Raw genomic sequence first — 19,761 nt, 5'->3', positions numbered from 1 at the left:
CAGAAGTGAAACGCTGTAGCGCCGATGGTAGTGTGGCATTCGCCATGAGAGAGTAGGACACTGCCAGGCACCCAATACAAGAAACCCCGCTCACTCGAGCGGGGTTTTTTATTGCCTGAAATTCAGCCCTCACTGGAGGGCAAGCGGGCACTATGGTGCTGTTCGTCGTTCACTTGTTGCCTGTACCGGAAAAAGTTGCGCCTGCTCTGGCCGCATTGAACCCACATGTTGGCTCTCTCCGTTTTCATCATTTTTCGCGTAATAACCCAGTCGGATCCGTTCTGTCTAAACCCGCCGCCCGCGCTGCGATTGGGGTTGTATCTGAATCATAACTCGGTAGAGTAAGGGGCATTCCGGGTTTGCCCGTGCCATGGTTTCGGTTTCTTTTTCTGGTATGGGACTCTCCGCCTGTTTTTATTCACCTTCACTCAGTGGTACCGATATGGAACAAGTAAACAAGTCAACCTTCAACGATGTGCTGGAATATGTGCGTATGTCCCGTCGTCAGAACAAGCTCAAGCGTGAAATCGCGGACAACGAGAAAAAGATCCGTGACAACCAGAAGCGGGTACTGTTGCTCGACAACCTGAGTGACTATATCAAGCCCGGCATGAGCATTGACGAGGTTCAGGCCATCATCGCCAACATGCGGACCGATTATGAAGAGCGCGTAGATGACCATATCATCAAAAATGCTGAGCTTTCCAAGGAGCGCAAGGAGCTGAGTACCAAGCTGAAGAGTATGAGCACCAGCAAATAATACCGCCCCGCTCTCGTCAACACCGGCCTCTGGCCGGTGTTTCATTTTCATGCCGCAGCTCGGATCTCTTGCCGCGTTGCAACAATCGGCTTCCCATTTTCACAATCGCCCTGTTAACATCGCTGCAAAGCGGTCAATAGATTTCAAGCCCTTGACTTGAAACGACTAAGCTTGATTGAAAGACAATAAATTGCGCAACCATGGTGGGGCTGATATGGGCGCATCAAAACAGACGGATTCAAATAAAGTGGCATCTCAGGATTCATCCGTACCTAATGCGGACGGGCAACAACAGCGTAAACGCCGACCCTGGTGGCGCTGGTTGTTCTGTTTTATCTTCTTGCTTTGCCTGGCTGCCGTGGTCGCCCTGGTGGGTTATGAAATGAAGACCTCCCGACTGCAGTCACAGGAGATCTCCCGCTATGCGGCCACCCTGACCTATCAGCTCGAACCCGGCCCCAGCAAGCAAATTGCCTTCCCCGACGACGGCCCGTTCGACAAGCGACTCGGTTATGTGCTGATGCCCATGATCCAGGAACGTCTCGTTCAGCGTGGCTACCAGGTGAGCGAACAGGTCCGTTTTTCCGATGCGCTCTACAACTACGCCAGCCACGGTTTCTTCGTGCCTTATACCGAGAAGGTCCAGGCAGGATTGACACTCTATGACTGCCGTGCCGAGCCTTTCTACCAGTACAAGTATCCGACTCATTACTATCCGGATTTCAATGCCATACCGCCCCTGGTCATCCAGTCTCTGCTGTTTATCGAGAACCGTGAACTCCTGAGCAACAAGGAACCGCTGGCCAACCCGGCCGTAGACTGGCCGCGATTTGCCAAGGCGGCGCTGTCTCAGGTGGGCAAGGCGCTGGATATGCAGGATCAATCTGCTGGCGGCAGCACTCTGGCGACCCAGGTGGAGAAGTATCGTCATTCTCCCGATGGACTGACCGTTTCGCCGACCGAGAAGATCCGCCAGATGGTCTCGGCCAGCGTTCGTGCCTATCGGCTGGGGCCCGAGACCCTGGAGGCCCGCAAGCTGGTTGCCTGGGCCTACCTCAACTCGGTCCCGCTCTCTGCAGCGCCCGGTTATGGCGAGGTGCACGGTCTCGGTGATGGCCTCTGGGTCTGGTTTGGCGCCAATGTTGATGAGGTGAATCGACTGCTGGATCCCGCTCGCAACCAGGATTCTACCCTGGCCGAGCAGGGGCTTGCCTTGCGCCAGGTTGTCTCCCTGATGATCGCCCACCGCCGTCCTTCCTATTACCTGGCGCAGGGTAGAGAAGCACTGTCTACCCTGACAGACAGCTATCTGCGACTCTTCGTGCAGGAGGGAATGATCACGCCCCCCCTGATGGAGTCGGCTCTCAAGGCCAAGCTGGTCTTCCGCGATTTCCTGCAGGCACCTGCCATCACTCGAGTCAACAACAACAAGGGACTGCAGGTGGCTCGCACTCGTCTCAGTCGTCAGCTCGGGGTGCAGCTTTATGATTTGGACCGCATGGATCTGACGGCCAACACCACCCTCAATATGCCGCTGCAGAACGAGGTGTCACGGTATCTGCAGCAACTGGCAGACCCTGCATTCGCAGCCCAGGTGGGTCTGTTTGGTGAGCGCCTGCTCTCGCCGGAGAAGACGGGTGATGTGAAGTACAGCTTTACCCTGTTCGAGAAGACGCCGGAAGGGGTCAAGGTGAGGGTGCAGACCGACAACACGGACCAGCCGTTCGACATCAATGAGGGTAGCAAGCTTGAACTGGGATCCACCGCCAAGTTGCGGGTACTGACGACCTATCTCGAAATTGTCACCGAGTTGCATGACAGCTACGGCAATATGCCGGTGGAGAGCCTGCGAAAGATCGAAGTGTCCGATCAGGACAACATCAGCCGCTGGGCCATCGCCTATCTGATGAGTGCCAAGGACAGAAGCCTGCCGGTGATGCTGGAGGCCGCACTGGACCGCAAGTATTCCGCGAGTCCCTATGAAGGCTTCTTTACCGGCGGTGGCATGCACACCTTCAACAACTTCCGCAAGGAAGACAACGGTCGCATCCCGCCCATTCGCGATGCGCTGCGGGAATCCATCAACCTGCCCTTCGTGCGCTTGATGCGGGACATCGTCCGCTACAGCCTCTACAAGGAGGGAAATCGTGCCCAGTTGTTGAAAGATGACAGGGATCCTCGCCGTACCGAGTATCTCGCCAAGTTTGCCGACAAGGAGGGGCAGACCTATCTGCTGAGGTTCTGGCGCAAATATCGTGGCAAGAGTGCAGAAGAGCAGCTCGATACCTTCCTCGATGGTCTCAAACCCAGCGCGGTGCGTCTCGCCGCGGTGCATCGCTATCTGATGCCGGAAGCCTCCCAGGCCGACTTTGCCGCTTTCCTGGCCAAGCGCCTGCCGCGGGAGAAATTGACCGAGAAGCGCATAGAGCAGCTCTATACCAATTACGGCCCCGGCAAATATTCTCTGCCGGATCAAGGTTATATCGCACGGGTGCATCCACTCGAGCTGTGGTTGCTTGCCTATCTCAAGGAGTTTGACAAGGCCACCTTTACCGAGGCGGTAACCGCCAGCCGTGACGAGCGTCAGGAGGTCTACAGCTGGCTGTTCAAGACCCGTCATCGCAGTGCCCGGGACAGCCGGATCCGCACCATGCTGGAGGTTGAGGCCTTCCTCGACATCCATCAGCGCTGGGCTCGCCTGGGTTACCCCTTCGATCACCTGGTTCCGTCCCTGGCGACTGCACTGGGCAGCTCGGGCGATCGTCCTGCTGCATTGGCCGAGCTGATGGGGATCATCCAGAACGGCGGCATTCGTGCACCGACCCTGCGCATCGAGCACCTCTCCTTTGCCAAGGGGACCCCCTTCGCCACCGTCTTTGAGCCGGCGAACACCCAGGGGGAACGGGTGATGCCTGCCGAGGTGGCCAACGCCTTGCGCAATGCACTCTCCAAGGTGGTGGAAGGGGGGACGGCGCGGCGCATCGCCGGGGCCTTCGCCTTGCAGGATGGTACTGTCCTGGCCCTGGGGGGCAAGACGGGGACCGGGGACAACCGGATCGAGACGGTCGGTCGCTACGGTAATGTGACCAGTTCACTGGCTCGCAACCGGACTGCGACTTTCGTCTTCTACATCGGGGATGATCACTTCGGCACGCTGACGGCTTATGTGCCCGGCAGCCAGTCCGACAAGTTCCGCTTCACGTCGGCGCTACCTGTACAGGTGCTCAAGGGGATGGCCCCCCTGCTGGTCCCCTATCTGCAACCCGCTACTCACACCCAGTGCATGGCGGGCAGCTGAGCGGAAATCGTATGAAAAAACGGGGCCATTTCGGCCCCGTTTGATTGTGTACTGCACGCCGCCATGAGGCGGACGTGAGTCATCACTTACAACAGATCTTCAATTTCACCGCGCAGGTACTGGTACATCTCGCGATAGGCTACCGGCGGCTTGTTCAGCTCCCGCTCCTTGTTGGCGGTGCGGATCAGCTGACGCAGCTTCTGGCGATCCAGCTCGTGGAACTGGGACATCAGCTCGTTGAGGGCGCTGTCGCCTTCGGTGATCAGCCGCTCGCGCCACTGTTCGAGGCGGTGCAGGCGGGCGTTCACGGTGGAGTGACGCATCTTGATGATGGAGAGGGCCTCTTCAATGGGGGCCACATCGCGGCTACGCATCAGACGGCCGATGAACTGGAGATGGCGACGGAAGGACTCATCCTTCTTCGGCTTGAGCTTGCGACCCAGCTCGACCGCTTCGGCGAGCTCTTCATCCAGGGGGATCTTCTCCAGCTCGCTGTGACTCAGGGAGACGATCTCTTCCCCCATCTTCTGCAAGGCCTCGGCATCACGCTTGAGCTGGCTCTTGCTGGGGCCCCAGTCTTCCCACTCGTTGTCGTCTTGATATTGACTCATCGGTCTCTGTATTCCTGTCATTCACGTTTGGCGGATATGTTACCAGCTTCTCCCGCTGGGCGCAGGGGTCTGATATGCTTAGCCCCTTTCCTTCCCTTCATACAGATGTGAGTTATGGACCAGCAAGATCAAATCCGCCAGGATCAATCCCATCTCGAGGCCGTGGTCGCCGAGGCCCTTGAGATAGCGAAAGGGCTGGGCGCCGGGCTTGCCGAAGTCTCCATCAGCAAACAGACCGGCCTCTCGGTGAACACCCGGGGCTGCGAGCTGGAAAGCATCGAATTCAACAAGGATGGCGCACTCGGCATCGCCGTCTATCGCGACGGTTGCAAGGGTTCCTCCTCCACCACGGATCTGACCAAGCCGGCCATTCGCGCCGCCGTGGAAGCGGCCATGGAGATCGCCCGCCACACCTCTCCCGATGACTGCGCCGGTCTTGCGGATGCGGATCTGCTGGCCTGGGATGCCCCGGACCTGCAACTGTGCCACCAAATCGAGCTGGATCCCCAGCGTGGCATCGCGTTGGCCATCGAGTGCGAGCGGCTGGCCCTGGGGCGTGATGCTCGCATCAAGCACTCCGACGGAGCCAGTTTCTCCAGCCACCTGGGCGTCAAGGTCTATGGCAACAGCCACGGCTTCGTCAAAGGCTATGCTGCATCGCGCAACTCCCTGAGCTGCGTACTGATCGGCGAGCAGGATGGCGACATGCAGCGCGACTACGGCTACTCCTCCAGCCGCTCCCTGGACGGGCTGTGGAGCCCCCAGCGCATCGCTGACGAGGCGGTGGAGCGCACTGTTTCCCGCCTGGGGGCTCGCAAGATCAGCACCCGCCATGCCCCTGTGCTGTTCCACCCTGATACCGCTGCCGGCCTGTGGGGCCATCTGGTGATGGCCATCAGCGGGGGGAACCTCTATCGCAAGTCGAGCTTCCTGCTGGACAAACTGGGCAAGCAGATCCTGCCCGAGTGGCTCACCATCCAGGAGTTCCCCCACTTGCCGGGAGGACTTGCCAGCTCCCCGTTCGACGGGGAAGGGGTTCGCACCCGCGACATGGACATCATCCGCAACGGCGAGCTGATGAGCTGGCTGCTCACCTCCTACTCCGCCCGCAAACTGGGCCTGACCACCACGGGCCACGCCGGGGGTATCCATAACTGGCAGGTTTCCAATACCGGCCAGGACTTCCAGGGCATGCTCAAGGAGATGGGTACCGGCCTGCTGGTGACCGAGCTGATGGGGCAGGGGGTCAACATCGTCAATGGTGATTACTCCCGCGGCGCAGCCGGTTTCTGGGTTGAAAATGGCGAGATCCTCTATCCGGTGGAGGAGATCACCATTGCAGGCAATCTGGCCGACATGTTCAGCCATATCGTGGCGGTGGGCAGTGATGAGGATGAGCGTTCCAGCCTCAAGACCGGCTCCGTACTGGTCGAGCAGATGAAACTGGCGGGGCACTGATCCCCTCCGTCCGATCTGGAATATGGTGTCTAGTCCTGAGATAGGTCTACACATTTTTAGCTAGCTTTTAGCACTCAGAACCCCCGATGCGTCACATCAGGGGTTCTGTATTTCAATGCCTGATGCGGTTGCTCCAGGTTATAAGTATCCACTGCCTTTCGCACTTTTCCCCGCCTGCGCCAGCCTCTGCAGGCTTTGCAGCAGTGACTCTCTTTTCAAGATCTCAGTGCATTTTGGTGACAGTTATGAGTATCTGTCATCAAGCATTTGACCCCGTGTTGTTCATGCAATGACTGATACAACCCCGAACAATACTGCACCTGGTGGTCCGAATGATGAATAAGCTCTCCGTGGTCACGTTGTTGCTTCAGTGTTTTCTCGATCACCATCGACTCGGCATTCATCTCTTAGTTGCCACTATTTTGCGTGAGCAGGTGTCCGTCACCTAGCTCAGGTAGAGCGGCCCTGAGTGTCATAACGCGTCTGCGTCTGTTTATAGGTGAGCTTGCCTTCTTCAATCTGCTCGACCAGGGCCAGTTTAAAAATCAGAGTAATTGTGTTGTGTTCGTTTACGCCCTGTCCCATCGAGATCTCCATCTATTCGGAGGAGAAGATGCAAACCATATTCAGGCAGATGCGCCGATCAGACGTCGGCCAGCTGCAATGCCTGGCGGTAATACTCGTTGGCCTTGTTGGTCAGCCGGCGCTTGTCCATCACCTGGCCGAGGGCGTGGTAGAGGGCGGCATCCGGCGCCTTTGCCACTTCCTGCTCCAGCAGGCGCTGGGCGTCGTCCAGCTGACCGGCCAGCAGGCAGACCCGAGCCAGCGCGGCTTCGGCGCCAGGCTGATCCTGGATCTTTCTGAGCAGGGTCAGCATGGGCTGGTAGTCGTCCAGTTTGAGCTTGGGCAGGCGGGCGAACAGCTCGGGGGAGGGATCCTTGCGCAGGGCCTCCAGCCAGAGATCGGCGGCTTCGGCATCGGCCCCCAATCGGCGCAGGCGATCCCCGTAACTGGCCAGCAACACGGGATCCTGGCGCTGTTTGCGGGGCAGTCCCTGCCAGACCGTGCGCAGGGTGTCGAGGGAGCCGCTGGCGGCCTCCAGACGACCGCACCACGCCTGGTGCAGCAGGGTCTCTTCCTGCTGGGCGGTCAGCTTGCCCACCTTGCGCAGGGCAGGGGCGAGATCGATGAGGGCCGCCCAGTCTTCACGGGCCAGATACACCTGACGCAGCTGATCCAGCACCATGGGGTGGCGCGGGTTGAGGGCATAGATGGACTCGAGGCGACCGAGGGCGCTGTCGTACTGGCCCTGCTCAATCTGCAACTGGGTCTGGATCAGGGTCAGTGCCAGCTCTGCCTTGGGGTTCTCTTCCTGAGCTTTCTGCAGGTAGTGATCCCGGCGCACATCATCGCCCCGGGCCTGGGCCACCCGGGCGGCGCTCAGGTAGTTGAGCAGCGGGGTGTCGCTGTTGTCGGCGCCCTTGATGAGGAGCTTCTCGGCCTGGTTGTAGTGCCCCTCTGCCATGGCCAGGGTGGCATTGACGGTTTGCAGGTTGGCCTTGCGGCGGCGGCGGGAGCCGAACCAGCCCTGGGTCTTGCGGCGCAGGCCGAACAGGCGGGCCAGCACCCATTCCACGATGAGTAGGGCGCCGTAGAACAGCACCGCCAGGATCACCGCGCTGGTGACCGAGGATTCCACCGTGTAGTTGCCCAGCGAGATGAGCACATAACCCTTGTTGCCGGAGGCTTCGGGACCGAAGATGAGGCCCGCCACCATCACGGCGACTATGACGATCAGACGAATCATGGTCTCCTCCTCAGTTGCCGGCCAGGATGCGTTGCAGGCGTTCGGTCAGCACCTGTTCCAGCATGGTCTGGGTCTTGAACTGATCCGGGTAGTCAAACTGGATCTGCTCGCCTTTGAGCTTGTCGAGCTCGGACTGCATGTACTGGGTGGCGCTGTTGTCGGCATCGAAATACTGGGCCAGCCAGCGCTGGGCCTTCTCCAGGCTGTCGACATAGAGGGACTGCTGTTCACGATAGACGGCGAGCTGGGCCTGCAGCAGCTTGGTCTTGAGGTTCTCCCGCAGGAAGATCTCCTGCTGCGGGGAGAGCAGGGCTTCCACGGCGCCATCGCGGCGACGAATGGTGATGAAGTTTTCGGTGAACTTGACCCAGTTCTTCTTCAGGTTGCTCTGCCACTCGTCCGGGTTGGTGCTGACGGTCTGGTCGGGCTCGCTCTTGGCTTCCGGCATGCTGACGGTGGAGAGGGGCAGCAGCTCGATCTGGTCCGAGAGGGCGGCCAGCTTCAGGGTCAACCCCTCGCGATCGACTCGCGGCATCCCCTTGAGCTTGGCGATGTCTTCCGCCAGCGCCTTGCGGATGGGCATCAGGCTGGGGTCGTTGAGCGCCTTGATGCGCTCGTCGGCGTTGCCGAGCAATGTGATGGCGGAGACGATGTCGTGTTCGAGCCACAGCTTGCGGCCCGCCATGCGCACCAGGTATTCGGATTCGGCCAACATCCAGTCATTGGGGCGCTTGTCGTCCAGATCCAGCACCTTGGTCTGCAAGGCGTCCAGCGCCTCCTGCAACTGCTGCTGGCTCTTGCCGAGGGCACCGATCTGTTCGGCATCCTTGCTGCTGCCCTGATCAATCCTGGTCATGGCGTCGGCCAGTTGCTGCTTGAGGGCTACCAGTTCGGCCTGCTGGGCAACGGCGTTCTGGTGTCCGTGCACATAGAGACCACCGGCCAGCCCCAGGGCCAGCAGGATGGCGATGCCGCCAAGCACGGTGCCAGAGCTGCCCTTCTTGCTCCCTGTCGTTCCGGGCGCGGGCTTGTTGTTGTCGGCCACGGTGGCCGCGGCACTCGGCTGGACTTCTTGCTGTTCAGTCATTCCATCTTCCTCAGTTCCAGGGCGGCCACCAGAGCCTGGTTGGATGCACCTTGGGCAATCACGATACGGGTAAAACCAGCCCCTTCTGCCATCTCGGCCACCCGGGAACTGGGCACCACCAGCAGGCGGTCATAAAGCCAGGGGTGCTGCGGGCCGGGCACCAGGGCCAGCAACCGCTGCAACAGTTCGCCACTGGTGATGAGCAGGCTGTCGAGCCCGGCTGCCTGCCAGTGGCGGGTCAATGCGTCCCCGTCAAGATCGGGGTAGTGGCGCTCGTAGGTGGCACAATAGTGCACCAGTGCGCCCCGTGAGGCCAGCGTCCGGGCGATGAGATCCCGCCCGTCATTGCCCCGCAGGATCAGCACCCGGCGGCCACTCACCCCTTGCAGTGCCGACAGGGCCAGCAGCCCTTCACTGCGGGGATCGGCCGGGCACAGGGCCTGGATGCCCGCCTCGGCGAAGGCATCCGCACTCGCCTGGCCGACTGCAAAGTAATCAATATGTGGCCAGGTCTGACCAGTTTGCAACAGAAAATGATGTGCAAAATGAATGGCATGCATGCTGACGGCGATAACGAGGTCCGCCTCACGCAGCATATCACCCAGGTGAGGGAGGTCGCATCCCGGCCGGGTTTCCAGCAACGGACAGCAGAGCGGTGCATGACCCAGCTGGCGCAGCATCTGCACCAGCTGGTTGGCCTGGGCGGCCGGGCGCACCACCAGGGGGACCATCAGGCGGCGCTCCGGGCAGATGACCGCGAACCGGTCCGTACTGCACTCATGCCCGGTAGACCTCGGCCAGGATGACGTCGGCGCCGGCGGCCAGCAGGCGCTGGGCCAGGGTGTGGCCCAGTGCCTCGCCTTCTGCCAGGGGGCCGCGGATCTCGTCGCGAATGACGCGGCTGCCATCCGGGCTGCCCACCAGGCCGCGCAGCCATACCTCTTCTCCCTGTACCAGGGCATAGGCCCCGATAGGCACCTGACAGCCCCCTTGCAGGGCGCGGTTCATGGCGCGCTCGGTCAGCACCCGGATGCGGGTCTCGGGGTGTTCGAGCGGCGCCAGCAGGGCGTGCAGCTCGTGATCGTCGAGGCGGCATTCGATGCCGACCGCCCCCTGGCCGTTGGCAGGCAGGCTCTGCTCGGGCTCGATGAAGGCGGCGATGCGATGGGCCATCTCCAGTCGTTTCAGGCCGGCGGCGGCCAGGATGATGGCGTCATATTCACCGGCATCCAGCTTGGCGAGGCGGGTGTTGACGTTGCCCCGCAGGTCGCGGATCACGAGATCAGGGCGGGCAGCGCGCAGCTGGCACTGACGGCGCAGGCTGGAGGTGCCGACCACGGCCCCTTGAGGCAGCTCGTCTATCTGGTTGAAATGGTTGGAAACAAAGGCATCACGCGGGTCTTCGCGCTCACAGATGGTGTGCAGGCCGAGTCCGTCGGGGAACTCCACGGGTACGTCTTTCATGGAGTGGACAGCGATGTCGGCACGCCCCTCCAGCATGGCAGTCTCCAGCTCCTTGACGAACAACCCCTTGCCGCCGACCTTGGCGAGGGGGGTGTCGAGGATCTTGTCACCCTGGGTGCTCATGGGCACCAGTTCGACCTGCAGATCCGGATGGAGTGCCTCCAGCCGATCTTTCACAAAATTGGCCTGCCACAGGGCCAGTGGGCTCTTTCGAGTGGCAATTCTCAGGGTTCGGGCTGCCATATCAATCAGTTGTTTCATCTTTTGAGAGGAAAACGATCTTACCACCCTTTGCAGGGGCTTTCATGGCGCAGCCCGCAAAAGCGGGGCCAAGCTCAAAAACGGGGGCTGAAAATTATTTTCATTCAGCCAACAATTGATTTTAACTCATTGAAAAAAGTCATTTTTATTGCTTTCCGATGATACCGTTACGAACGGGGTCAGAAATAATCCGGTGATTGTGTGCGGGCTTGTTTACCACTGCTGTTTGCATTGTTAACATGATCACACTTTTTTGACGTCTCCCCGTTTTGGTGCGTCATTTCTCTTCCCCATAGGTAGGGCATTGCTGGTTAAACTCGACACGCTGGTGGCGCGCTACGACGAACTCAATCGTCTCAAGACGCAACGAGCGCTGGATCTCATGAGTCGCTACGGGCAGCAGGTTTTCCACTTGCTGCCTGTCATGCTGCACTTCAATCACCCCCTGTTGCCCGGTTATGTGGCAGGGGATGTGCCTCATGGTATCTGGAGTTTTGTCGCCAACGAGGCCCAGCAGGCCTTCATCCAGGATCTCTGCCAGAACGCCAACTGCCAGGGCGGTCTCAGTACCCACGACAAGTCCATCCAGGGCCTCTACTCCATGGGGAGCACCTCCTCCATCGGTCAGTGCTGCCACTCGGATCTCGACATCTGGGTCTGTCACGTGGCCGGTCTGTCGAGCGAGCGCCTCGCCCTGCTGGAACAGAAGTGCCAGCACCTCTCCATGTGGGCGGAGCAGCGGGGGGTCGATCTCAACTTCTTCCTGATCCCCGAAGACAAGTTCCGCCAGCGCAACGATGCCCAGATGCAGGGGGAGAGCTGCGGCAGCGCCCAGCACCTGCTGCTGCTCGACGAGTTCTACCGCAGCGCCATGCACATCGCCGGCAAGCGGCTGCTCTGGTATCTGGTGCCGGCCGAATATGACGATCACTACGACGACTACGTCAACGGCCTGTTTGCCCACGGCAAGTTGAGCCAGGATGACTGGCTCGATCTGGGGGGCTTTGATCGCATTCCTGCCGAGGAGTATTTCGGCTCCGCCCTGTGGCAGCTCTACAAGGGGATCGACTCCCCCTACAAGGCGGTACTCAAGTCGGTGCTGATGGAGGCCTACTCCCACGAGTATCCCAACACCCGGCTGCTGTCGGTGACCAGTCGCGACTGGTTCCAGCACAACGAGGGGATGCACTACCGCCTCGACAACTACTGCCTGATGCTGGACAAGGTGACCAACTACCTCAAGTCCATCGGCGACATGCAGCGCCTCGATCTGGTGCGTCGCTGCTTCTATCTGAAGGTGTGCGACGGGCTGAGCCATCCCAAGGAAGATCACTCCCCGGACTGGCGTCGGGAGCAGATGGCCCAGCTGGTAGCCTACTGGGGCTGGAGTCCGGAGCGCCTTTACCACCTTGATCACCGCCAGGAGTGGAAGGTCGAGGACGTCAAGGTGGCCTACGCCGAGTTGCTGGAGGCTCTGATGCAGAGCTACCGCAACCTCATCCAGTTCGCCCGGCGCAATAACATCAGCGAGTCCATCAACCCGGAAGACATCGGCATCCTGTCGCGCAAGCTCTATGCCGCATTCGAGAGCCTGCCGGGCAAGGTGCAGCGCATCAACCTCAAGATTGCGCCGGATCTCGGCGAGCCGGATCTCAGCCTGGTACAGGTACCCCACGGCCGCCTGAATCGCGCCGGCTGGTATCTCTACAAGCATTCCCTCGAACCCGCCGACATCATCGGCCGGGCGCCGCTCGAATATAACGGCTACATCAGCAAGCTGGTGGCCTGGGCCTATTTCAACGGCCTGCTGACGCCCCAGTCCCGGGTACACCTGTTCAACCAGGGCTCGGATCTGCACATCGACAACCTGCATCAGTTCTGTCGCGATCTCTCCGGCACCTTCCCGGTCAAGTATCCCCGCGCGACCAACCTGGCCCTGAGCCGGCCATGCGAGATCCGCCAGCTCTCCATCTTCCTGAACCTGGAGACGGACCCGTCCAGCCACTGGGTGGGGCAGGTGATCGAGTTCGATGCCAACGCCGCGGACGTCTTCTCGTTCGGTCGCAACCAGGAGTGTCTGGTGGGATCCGTGGATCTCGTCTATCGCAACTCCTGGAGCGAGATCCGCACCCTGCACTTCGAGGGAGAGGAAGCCGTGGTGGACGCCCTCACCACCATCCTCGGCAAAATGCACCAGGACGCCGCGGCCCCCGAGATGATCGAGGTGTTCTGCTACAGCCAGCACTTCCGCTCCCTGGTGCGCACCCGCTTCCAGCAGCTTGTGGCTGAATGCATCGAGTTGCGTCTGGCCCGGGACAAGCAGCAGCTGGTCAAGACGCTGGCGCTCGGCAAGGAGAAGTACGGCATCTTCTTCGAGCGGCGCGGGGTGTCGGTCAAAAAGCTGGAAAACGCCATCGATTTTTACCGTCACATCTCCCACAACAAGCTGGATCACCTGCCGCTGCGCCTCGACAAGACTCACAGCCAGCACCTGCCCGGCATCGTCGACGCCTACGCCAGCGAAGGGCTGGTGCAGTTCTTCTTCGATACCCGGGATGCAGGCACCAACATCTATATCCTGGACGAGGCGAACCGGGTGGAGATCTACCAGCACTTCGCCGGCAACAAGGACGAACTGGTACAGGGGGTGAACCGGTTCTACACCTCGGGTCACGAGCGATTCAGCAATGCGGGTCAGTTCAGCAACTTCAACCTGCCCCAGTACTACGAAATCGTGCAGGTGGGTGACAAACTCGATGTGATCCCCTACCGCAGCCAGAGCCCGCAGCGGGACACCCCAGGAGCGGCGCGGGAAGTAGGATGATGCGCTGATAGCCGCACCGGCAAGATGGCAAACGGCCTGCATGATGCAGGCCGTTGTCGTATCCGTGGTGCGGGAATCTGGTGTGGAGGGGGCCGCGGCCAGTGGGGGATGCCGTCGAGCATCGCCGTCAGGGATGAAAGCAAACGGCCTGCTGATGCAGGCCGTTGTCTTACCCGTGATCCGACAATCAGGCGCCGAGGCGGGCCAGCAACCAGCTGCGAATGTCGCCCAGCTGGGGGCGGCAGATCTCGTGGCGCATGGGGTATTCGTGCCACTCGGGGCTGAGTCCCGCCGCTTCCAGCCGGTTCTTGGCGTCCCAGCCCATGGAGAGGTTCACCACGTCGTCATAGATGCCGTGCATGTAGCAGATGGGCAGGGCGCGGGCCGCCTCGCTCATCTCGCCGGGCAGGGCATCGGGTACCGCTAGATAGGTGGACATGCAGAGCAGGCCTGCCAGTGGCACCGAATGGCGCAGGGCGGTGAAGGAGGCGATGACGCCCCCCTGGGAGAAGCCGGCCAGCACGATGCGCTCGGGGGCGAAACCCTCGGCCACCAACTGTTCAATCAGCGAGGCGATACGGGCCGCTGACTCCCTGACATGGGACTCCACGGCGCGATCTGCCGGATCCTCGAAGCTCTTGATGTCGTACCAGCCGCGCATCCGGTAGCCCATGTTGATGGTGATGGGACGCTCGGGAGCATCCGGCAGCAGATGGCGGACGGGCAGGTCGGCGGGCAGGGCCAGCGCCTCCACCAGGGGGGCGAGGCCGGCGCCGGAGTCCCCCAGCCCGTGCAGCCAGATCACCGCATGGCGGGCACCTTCGGGATGCAGATCCGTCATGAGAAGACCACGGGCTCGCCGGCCTGGGTGGTGCAGGCCCGGGTCAGCAGGGCCTTGAGCTCGTCGCCGAAGCGGTTGTCGATCCAGCTGTCACCGCGCAGCTCGAAGTGGAAGCCGTTCTCCCGGGTAGCGACCCAGATCTGGTGCAGGGGCTCCTGCTTGTTGATGATGACCTTGGTCTTGTTCTCGAAGCTCAAGGTCAGCACCCCGCCTGCGCGTTCGCAGTCGATATCCGGATACCCCTCGTCGATGGTGTCTTCCACATACTGGAAAAAGGCGTCGGTCAGGGCGTGATACTCGTGATCCTTCATCGGTTTATCCTGTTGCTTTTAACAATGTGAGTGCGATTATAGAGGGCCAAAAATTTTTTCGCAGCGAACCATTATGATTACCCAGTTCACCAAGTGCCTGTTTGCCGCGTCGCTGTCGCTCGGGTTGGCCGCCTGTGGCCTGACGGGGCCGCTTTACATGCCGCCGGCCGCACAGCCCGCACCTGCAGAGCAGACACAGCCCAAGACAGAGAGTACACCGCAAGCCGCCTCGCCTGCGACCGCTACACCGGCCTCAGAGGCCGCGCCGCAATAATCTAGGAAGGAACCGCCCCCTTGGATCACTTTAACTACGACGCAGACGGTCAGCTTCAGGCCGAACAGCTTCCCCTGCAACAGCTTGCCGACCAGTACGGCACTCCGCTCTATGTCTACTCCCGCGCCACCCTGGAACGCCACTGGCATGCCTTCGACCAGGCGGCTGGCGACATTCCCCACCTGATCTGCTATGCGGTCAAGGCCAACTCCAACCTGGCCCTGCTCAATCTGCTGGCACGCCTCGGTTCGGGCTTTGACATCGTCTCCGGCGGCGAGCTGTCCCGGGTGCTGGCGGCGGGCGGTGATCCGGCCAAGGTGGTCTTCTCCGGCGTCGCCAAGAGCGAAGCCGAGATGCGCCTTGCGCTGGAAAAAGAGATCCTCTGCTTCAACCTGGAGTCCGAAGCCGAGCTGGAGCGCCTGAACCGGGTCGCAGGCAGCATGGGCAAGAAGGCGCGGGTCTCGGTGCGGGTCAACCCGGACATCGACGCAGGCACGCACCCCTATATCTCCACCGGCCTCAAGCAGAACAAGTTCGGCATCCCCATCGAACAGGCGCCCGCCATCTACCGCAAGGCAGCGGCCATGGCCCACATCGAGATCAAGGGGGTGGATTGCCACATCGGCTCGCAACTCACTGAATTGAATCCCTTTATGGAGGCGGCGGACAAGCTGCTCAAGCTCATCGACGAGCTGGCGGCGGAAGGCATCCACATCCATCACCTGGACGTGGGCGGCGGTCTGGGGGTCAACTACGGCGCCGAGCAGCCGCCGCACCCCACCGAGTATGCCGAGGCGCTCAAGCAGAAGCTGGCGGGCCGGGATCTGACCCTCTTGTTCGAACCGGGCCGCGCCATCGTCGCCAACGCCGGTGTGCTGTTGACCCGGGTCGAGTTCCTCAAACCCGGCGAGACTCGCAACTTCGCCCTGATCGACGCCGGCATGAACGATCTGCTGCGCCCCTCCCTCTACGGCGCCTGGATGAACATCATCGAGGTGGACAGCCGGGCGACCCACGAGAAGGCACTCTATGACGTGGTGGGCCCGGTGTGCGAGACCGGCGACTTCCTCGGCAAGGAGCGTACCCTGGCGATTGCCGAGGGCTCCCTGCTGGCGGTGCGTTCCGCTGGCGCCTACGGCTTTACCATGTCCTCCAACTACAACACCCGACCCCGTGCGGCCGAGGTGCTGGTGGACGGTGACCAGGCGCACCTCATCCGTGAGCGGGAGCAGTTGGCGGATCTCTGGCGTGGCGAGCACCTGCTGCCGTGATGGATGGATTTTCAGCGTTCCTCCATGTGAGAGCGTGATTAACGGTGAGACAGGAACGCGCGATGTTGATTGAGTTTTCCAAAATGCACGGCCTCGGTAACGACTTCATGGTGGTGGATGGCGTCACCCAGAAGGTGTTCTTCAGCAACGACATCATCAAGAAGCTGGCGGATCGTCACTTCGGTATCGGCTTCGACCAGCTGTTGCTGGTGGAGCCGCCCTATGACCCCGAGCTCGACTTCCATTACCGTATCTTCAATGCCGACGGCAGCGAGGTGGAACAGTGCGGCAACGGGGCCCGTTGCTTCGCCCGTTTCGTGCGTCTCAAGGGGTTGGTCAACCGGGATCGCATCGCGGTCAGTACCGCCCGGGGCCGCATCACTCTGCAGCTGGAAGGGGAGAACCAGGTCACGGTCAACATGGGGGTGCCCCAGTTTGAGCCGGGCAAGATCCCGTTCCGTGCCCAGAAGGCGGAGAAGACGTATCTGCTGCGGGCCCAGGATCACACCGTGATGTGCGGTGCCGTCTCCATGGGCAACCCTCACTGCGTCATCGAGGTGCCCTCGGTGGCCGATGCGCCGGTGGAGACCCTGGGACCCATCATGGAGCGCCACGAGCGCTTCCCCGAGCGGGTCAACGTCGGCTTCATGGAGATGGTCAACGCCAGCGAGATCAAGCTGCGGGTCTTCGAGCGCGGGGTGGGGGAGACCCTGGCCTGCGGTACCGGGGCCTGTGCGGCCGTGGTGATAGGCATCAGCCAGGGCAAGCTCAAGGAGCGGGTCACCGTCACCCTGCCGGGTGGCAAGCTGACCATCGCCTGGAAGGGACCGGGTCAGCCCGTCTACATGACGGGGCCGGCCGAGCACGTCTTTGACGGCCAGATAGAGTTGTAGACAAGGAGCGGGTGATCCCGCTCCATCAACGGATCATATCGGGGCCCTTGGCCCCTTTTTCGGATGGATCAACCAAGTTATGAGCGAACTCAAACGGCAGGAATCACTGGTGGATGAAGCCACAGTGCTGGAGTACCTGGCCCGTTATCCCGAGTTTTTCCTGCGTCACGGGGCCATGCTGGACAAGATCCGCATTCCCCATGGGCAAAAGGGCACCATCTCCCTGGTGGAGCGCCAGCTGGACCGTCAGCGGGAGCGCATCGAGCAGCTGGAGCAGGAGATCACCGAACTGATGGGGGTCGCCAGCGAGAACGAGCGGATCTTCCGGGTCTATGCGGATCTCTATGGGGAGATCTACGGCTGCCAGACCCTGTTCGAGCTGAGCGCCGTGATGGGCAAGGCCTTCGTCCAGCGGCTGCGACTCACCGGCCTGCGGCTCTGGCTCAATCCCAGGCATTTCCAGCTGAGCGGCCCCGAGCAGCGTTTCCTGGCGCAGGGCAAACAGCTCGAACAACTGCTGGGGCAGCGCCTGCCCGGCACGGACTACTATTTCGGCCGCCTCAACCAGAGCGAGAAGCAGGCGCTGTTTGGCAATGATGTGCTGGTCAACTCGGTGGCCCTGATGCGGCTCGGGGAGCTCGGCGTGCTGGCCTTCGCGAGCTCGGATCCCAGCCACTTCACCCCCCACAACGACACCCTGCTGCTGGGTCAGCTAGGGCGTCTGCTGCAGCTGCGTCTGCCCGAGCTGGCCCGTGGCTAAGGCAACGACCCGATCCCCTGTCAAGGTGCTCCCTGCCGCCGACCCTCTGCCGGTCGCACTGGTGGGGGAGCTGGACGCCTTTATCGAATACCTGAGGGTCGAGCGCCAGCTCAGCCCCCACACCCGCAGCAACTATCAGGCCCATCTGGAAGCCATGACCGCCGAGCTGGTGAAGCTCGGGGTCGACGACTGGGCCCGGCTCGAGGCGAGCCAGGTGCGCAGTCTGGTGACCCGGATGCACAAGGGGGGGTTGGCGCCCCGTTCCCTTGCCACCAAGGTGTCGGCCCTGCGCAGCTTCTGCGACTGGCAGGTGCGCCAGGGGCGGCTCACCGCCAACCCGGCGCGGGGCATCGTCACCCCCAAGCAGGGGCGGCCCCTGCCCAAGAACCTGGACGTGGACGAGATGTACCAGCTGCTCAACATCACCGACGAGCAGGATCCGCTGGCGGTGCGGGATCGCGCCATCATGGAGCTGATGTACTCCTCCGGCCTGCGCCTTGCCGAGCTGGTGGGGCTCAACCTCGCGGACGTGAAGCTCGACGAGCGCCAGCTCAGGGTGATCGGCAAGGGCTCGCGGGAGCGGGTGCTGCCCATCGGGCGGATGGCGGTGGAGTGGTTGCACAAGTGGCTCAAGGTACGCCCCCTGCTGGCCGGTGACGAGGGGGAGGCATTGTTCGTCTCCAAGCGCAGGCAGCGGCTCTCGGCCCGCTCGGTACAGGAGCGGCTCGACGGCTGGGGCAACAAGCAGGCTCTCAATGCCCACGTGCACCCCCACAAGCTGCGCCACAGCTTCGCCACCCACATGCTGGAATCCTCCGGCGACCTGCGGGCGGTGCAGGAGCTGCTGGGGCATGCGGATCTCTCCACTACCCAGATCTATACCCACCTCGACTTCCAGCATCTGGCCAAGGTATATGACAGTGCCCACCCGCGGGCGAAGCGGGATCCGGAAACGCCGGAGGATGAGTGATGTGGTGTGCGATCTGCGGGGATGACAATCTCCACGTCGCCCCGGTCAGGCGGGAGCTCGCAACGCCAGAGGATGAGGAGTAAAGAGGAACAGCCATGCAGTTTTACCGTCGCTGGCAGCCGGTGGCCGCCATCTCGTTCGATCTGGACGACACCCTCTATGACAACGGCCCCGCCATCGCGCGGGCGGAACAGTGGATGCTGGACCACCTGCGCAGCGAATACCTGGCTACCGCCATGCTGGACAAGCCGCGCTGGCTCGCGCTCAAGCGCCAGTTGCTGCTGGACCACCCGGCGCTGAGCCACGACGTTAGCCTGGCGCGCCAGCGTGGCATTCGCGAGGCCCTGGTGCAGGGGGGCATGGAGCCCGGGCTGGCGGAGCAGCAGGCCCGGGCGGTGTTCACCGGCTTCATGGCCGAGCGCTCTAAGATAGAGGTGAGCGAGGCGACTCACGCCCTGCTGGCTCGTCTGGCGGCGCGCTATCCGCTGGCGGTGATCACCAACGGCAACCTGGATCTGGAGCAGGCGGGTCTGGCTGGCTACTTCACCCTGGTCTGCAAGGCGGGAGCGGGAACCAGAATGAAACCGGCGCCCGACATGTTCGTGCAGGTGCAAGAGGCCCTGGGGCTGGCCCCCGGCCGCATCCTTCATGTGGGGGATCACCCGGTGACCGACGTGCTGGGGGCCAGGCTGCACGGCTTTCGGGCCGCCTGGCTCAACGAGAGCGGTCAGTCCTGGCAGTCGCTGTCGCTGCTGCCGGATGTGGAGCTGGGGCAGTTGCAGGATCTGGCCACCCTGCTGCTCTGAGCTGGGGATGAGGGACAGATTCCGTGATCTATATCTGGCAATAACAACAAGGGAGCAAGGGCGTG

General features: G+C 61.7%; 18 protein-coding genes and 1 pseudogene. 10 read left to right on the top strand and 9 right to left on the bottom strand.

From position 1 onward, the window contains the following. The first annotated feature begins 442 nt into the window (after positions 1-442). Positions 443-760, top strand: coding sequence for a PTS system regulator TmaR (gene tmaR, locus HKD46_RS08875; protein ID WP_010672687.1), 318 nt, complete (start codon positions 443-445; stop codon positions 758-760). A gap of 214 nt (positions 761-974) precedes the next feature. Then, complete coding sequence (locus HKD46_RS08870) at positions 975-4,058, top strand: transglycosylase domain-containing protein (protein ID WP_171865292.1); 3,084 nt, start codon at positions 975-977, stop codon at positions 4,056-4,058. 86 nt (positions 4,059-4,144) lie between these two features. Here HKD46_RS08870 and yjgA read toward each other — a convergent pair whose 3' ends face one another. Next, the gene (yjgA, locus tag HKD46_RS08865) at positions 4,145-4,669 is read right to left on the bottom strand and encodes a ribosome biogenesis factor YjgA (RefSeq protein ID WP_010672689.1); all 525 of its coding nucleotides are present in this window, start codon (positions 4,667-4,669) and stop codon (positions 4,145-4,147) included. Between the two features lie 114 nt (positions 4,670-4,783). On the opposite strand from yjgA, the gene pmbA reads away from it, so the two are divergent. Next, entirely contained in the window at positions 4,784-6,127 is a 1,344-nt protein-coding gene (gene pmbA / locus HKD46_RS08860) for a metalloprotease PmbA (protein WP_171865290.1), read from the top strand. Positions 6,128-6,201: 74 nt separating this feature from the next. Here the strand turns inward: pmbA and HKD46_RS21325 are convergent. From HKD46_RS21325 to hemC, 6 genes and pseudogenes are all read right to left on the bottom strand, one after another. Next, positions 6,202-6,596 (bottom strand): annotated as a pseudogene (locus tag HKD46_RS21325) (integrase core domain-containing protein); the annotation flags it as partial. After that, complete coding sequence (locus HKD46_RS21320) at positions 6,578-6,712, bottom strand: hypothetical protein (protein ID WP_010672691.1); 135 nt, start codon at positions 6,710-6,712, stop codon at positions 6,578-6,580. The pseudogene HKD46_RS21325 and the gene HKD46_RS21320, both read right to left, overlap by 19 nt. Positions 6,713-6,770: 58 nt before the next feature. Next, complete coding sequence (locus HKD46_RS08855) at positions 6,771-7,934, bottom strand: heme biosynthesis HemY N-terminal domain-containing protein (protein ID WP_069785406.1); 1,164 nt, start codon at positions 7,932-7,934, stop codon at positions 6,771-6,773. A 10-nt stretch (positions 7,935-7,944) separates the two neighbouring features. Continuing rightward, a complete protein-coding gene (locus HKD46_RS08850) occupies positions 7,945-9,021 on the bottom strand; it encodes a uroporphyrinogen-III C-methyltransferase (protein ID WP_171865288.1) in 1,077 nt (358 codons plus the stop codon). Further along, positions 9,018-9,752: a uroporphyrinogen-III synthase gene (locus HKD46_RS08845; protein ID WP_171865286.1), complete on the bottom strand. Its 735-nt coding sequence runs from the start codon at positions 9,750-9,752 to the stop codon at positions 9,018-9,020. The genes HKD46_RS08850 and HKD46_RS08845 overlap by 4 nt, the downstream gene beginning before the upstream one ends. Positions 9,753-9,798: 46 nt before the next feature. Then, positions 9,799-10,728 (bottom strand): hydroxymethylbilane synthase, encoded by a 930-nt coding sequence (gene hemC / locus HKD46_RS08840; protein WP_171865284.1) that lies wholly within the window; start codon positions 10,726-10,728, stop codon positions 9,799-9,801. A 322-nt stretch (positions 10,729-11,050) separates the two neighbouring features. Here hemC and HKD46_RS08835 point away from each other — a divergent pair, with 322 nt between their 5' ends. After that, entirely contained in the window at positions 11,051-13,570 is a 2,520-nt protein-coding gene (locus HKD46_RS08835; RefSeq protein WP_042879398.1) for a class I adenylate cyclase, read from the top strand. Positions 13,571-13,757: 187 nt separating this feature from the next. On the opposite strand, the gene HKD46_RS08830 is transcribed toward HKD46_RS08835, so the two are convergent. Both HKD46_RS08830 and cyaY read right to left on the bottom strand, forming a co-directional pair. Then, entirely contained in the window at positions 13,758-14,411 is a 654-nt protein-coding gene (locus HKD46_RS08830; protein ID WP_171865282.1) for an alpha/beta hydrolase, read from the bottom strand. Continuing rightward, positions 14,408-14,722: an iron donor protein CyaY gene (cyaY, locus tag HKD46_RS08825; protein ID WP_010672698.1), complete on the bottom strand. Its 315-nt coding sequence runs from the start codon at positions 14,720-14,722 to the stop codon at positions 14,408-14,410. The genes HKD46_RS08830 and cyaY overlap by 4 nt, the downstream gene beginning before the upstream one ends. Positions 14,723-14,795: 73 nt before the next feature. Here cyaY and lptM point away from each other — a divergent pair, with 73 nt between their 5' ends. From lptM to HKD46_RS08795, 6 genes are all read left to right on the top strand, one after another. Next, the gene (lptM, locus tag HKD46_RS08820) at positions 14,796-14,996 is read left to right on the top strand and encodes an LPS translocon maturation chaperone LptM (protein ID WP_171865280.1); all 201 of its coding nucleotides are present in this window, start codon (positions 14,796-14,798) and stop codon (positions 14,994-14,996) included. 20 nt (positions 14,997-15,016) lie between these two features. Continuing rightward, positions 15,017-16,267, top strand: coding sequence for a diaminopimelate decarboxylase (gene lysA / locus HKD46_RS08815; protein WP_039039806.1), 1,251 nt, complete (start codon positions 15,017-15,019; stop codon positions 16,265-16,267). Between the two features lie 62 nt (positions 16,268-16,329). Further along, positions 16,330-17,160, top strand: coding sequence for a diaminopimelate epimerase (gene dapF / locus HKD46_RS08810; protein ID WP_029313578.1), 831 nt, complete (start codon positions 16,330-16,332; stop codon positions 17,158-17,160). Positions 17,161-17,239: 79 nt separating this feature from the next. Then, positions 17,240-17,920 (top strand): DUF484 family protein, encoded by a 681-nt coding sequence (locus HKD46_RS08805; RefSeq protein ID WP_041212252.1) that lies wholly within the window; start codon positions 17,240-17,242, stop codon positions 17,918-17,920. After that, positions 17,913-18,890 carry a tyrosine recombinase XerC gene (xerC, locus tag HKD46_RS08800; protein ID WP_161470158.1) on the top strand — a complete coding sequence of 326 codons (978 nt, stop codon included), beginning with the start codon at positions 17,913-17,915 and terminating at the stop codon, positions 18,888-18,890. Before HKD46_RS08805 ends, xerC begins: the two co-directional genes overlap by 8 nt. 95 nt (positions 18,891-18,985) lie before the next feature. After that, positions 18,986-19,696 carry an HAD-IA family hydrolase gene (locus HKD46_RS08795; RefSeq protein ID WP_171865278.1) on the top strand — a complete coding sequence of 237 codons (711 nt, stop codon included), beginning with the start codon at positions 18,986-18,988 and terminating at the stop codon, positions 19,694-19,696. Positions 19,697-19,761: the final 65 nt, after the last annotated feature.

The organism is Aeromonas sp. TW 6, from assembly GCF_013168745.1.
In the GTDB taxonomy this organism is placed as follows: Bacteria; Pseudomonadota; Gammaproteobacteria; order Enterobacterales; family Aeromonadaceae; genus Aeromonas; species Aeromonas caviae.
This window is presented reverse-complemented; position numbering and strand designations above follow the sequence as displayed.

Excerpts from the sequence above, each read along its gene's own strand:
- tmaR (WP_010672687.1), top strand. The coding sequence starts at position 443 with ATGGAACAAGTAAACAAGTCAACCTTCAACGATGTGCTGGAATATGTG.
- HKD46_RS08870 (WP_171865292.1), top strand. The coding sequence starts at position 975 with ATGGGCGCATCAAAACAGACGGATTCAAATAAAGTGGCATCTCAGGAT.
- yjgA (WP_010672689.1), bottom strand. The coding sequence starts at position 4,669 with ATGAGTCAATATCAAGACGACAACGAGTGGGAAGACTGGGGCCCCAGC.
- pmbA (WP_171865290.1), top strand. The coding sequence starts at position 4,784 with ATGGACCAGCAAGATCAAATCCGCCAGGATCAATCCCATCTCGAGGCC.
- HKD46_RS21320 (WP_010672691.1), bottom strand. The coding sequence starts at position 6,712 with ATGGGACAGGGCGTAAACGAACACAACACAATTACTCTGATTTTTAAA.
- HKD46_RS08855 (WP_069785406.1), bottom strand. The coding sequence starts at position 7,934 with ATGATTCGTCTGATCGTCATAGTCGCCGTGATGGTGGCGGGCCTCATC.
- HKD46_RS08850 (WP_171865288.1), bottom strand. The coding sequence starts at position 9,021 with ATGACTGAACAGCAAGAAGTCCAGCCGAGTGCCGCGGCCACCGTGGCC.
- HKD46_RS08845 (WP_171865286.1), bottom strand. The coding sequence starts at position 9,752 with ATGGTCCCCCTGGTGGTGCGCCCGGCCGCCCAGGCCAACCAGCTGGTG.
- hemC (WP_171865284.1), bottom strand. The coding sequence starts at position 10,728 with ATGGCAGCCCGAACCCTGAGAATTGCCACTCGAAAGAGCCCACTGGCC.
- HKD46_RS08830 (WP_171865282.1), bottom strand. The coding sequence starts at position 14,411 with ATGACGGATCTGCATCCCGAAGGTGCCCGCCATGCGGTGATCTGGCTG.
- cyaY (WP_010672698.1), bottom strand. The coding sequence starts at position 14,722 with ATGAAGGATCACGAGTATCACGCCCTGACCGACGCCTTTTTCCAGTAT.
- lptM (WP_171865280.1), top strand. The coding sequence starts at position 14,796 with ATGATTACCCAGTTCACCAAGTGCCTGTTTGCCGCGTCGCTGTCGCTC.
- dapF (WP_029313578.1), top strand. The coding sequence starts at position 16,330 with ATGTTGATTGAGTTTTCCAAAATGCACGGCCTCGGTAACGACTTCATG.
- HKD46_RS08805 (WP_041212252.1), top strand. The coding sequence starts at position 17,240 with ATGAGCGAACTCAAACGGCAGGAATCACTGGTGGATGAAGCCACAGTG.
- HKD46_RS08795 (WP_171865278.1), top strand. The coding sequence starts at position 18,986 with ATGCAGTTTTACCGTCGCTGGCAGCCGGTGGCCGCCATCTCGTTCGAT.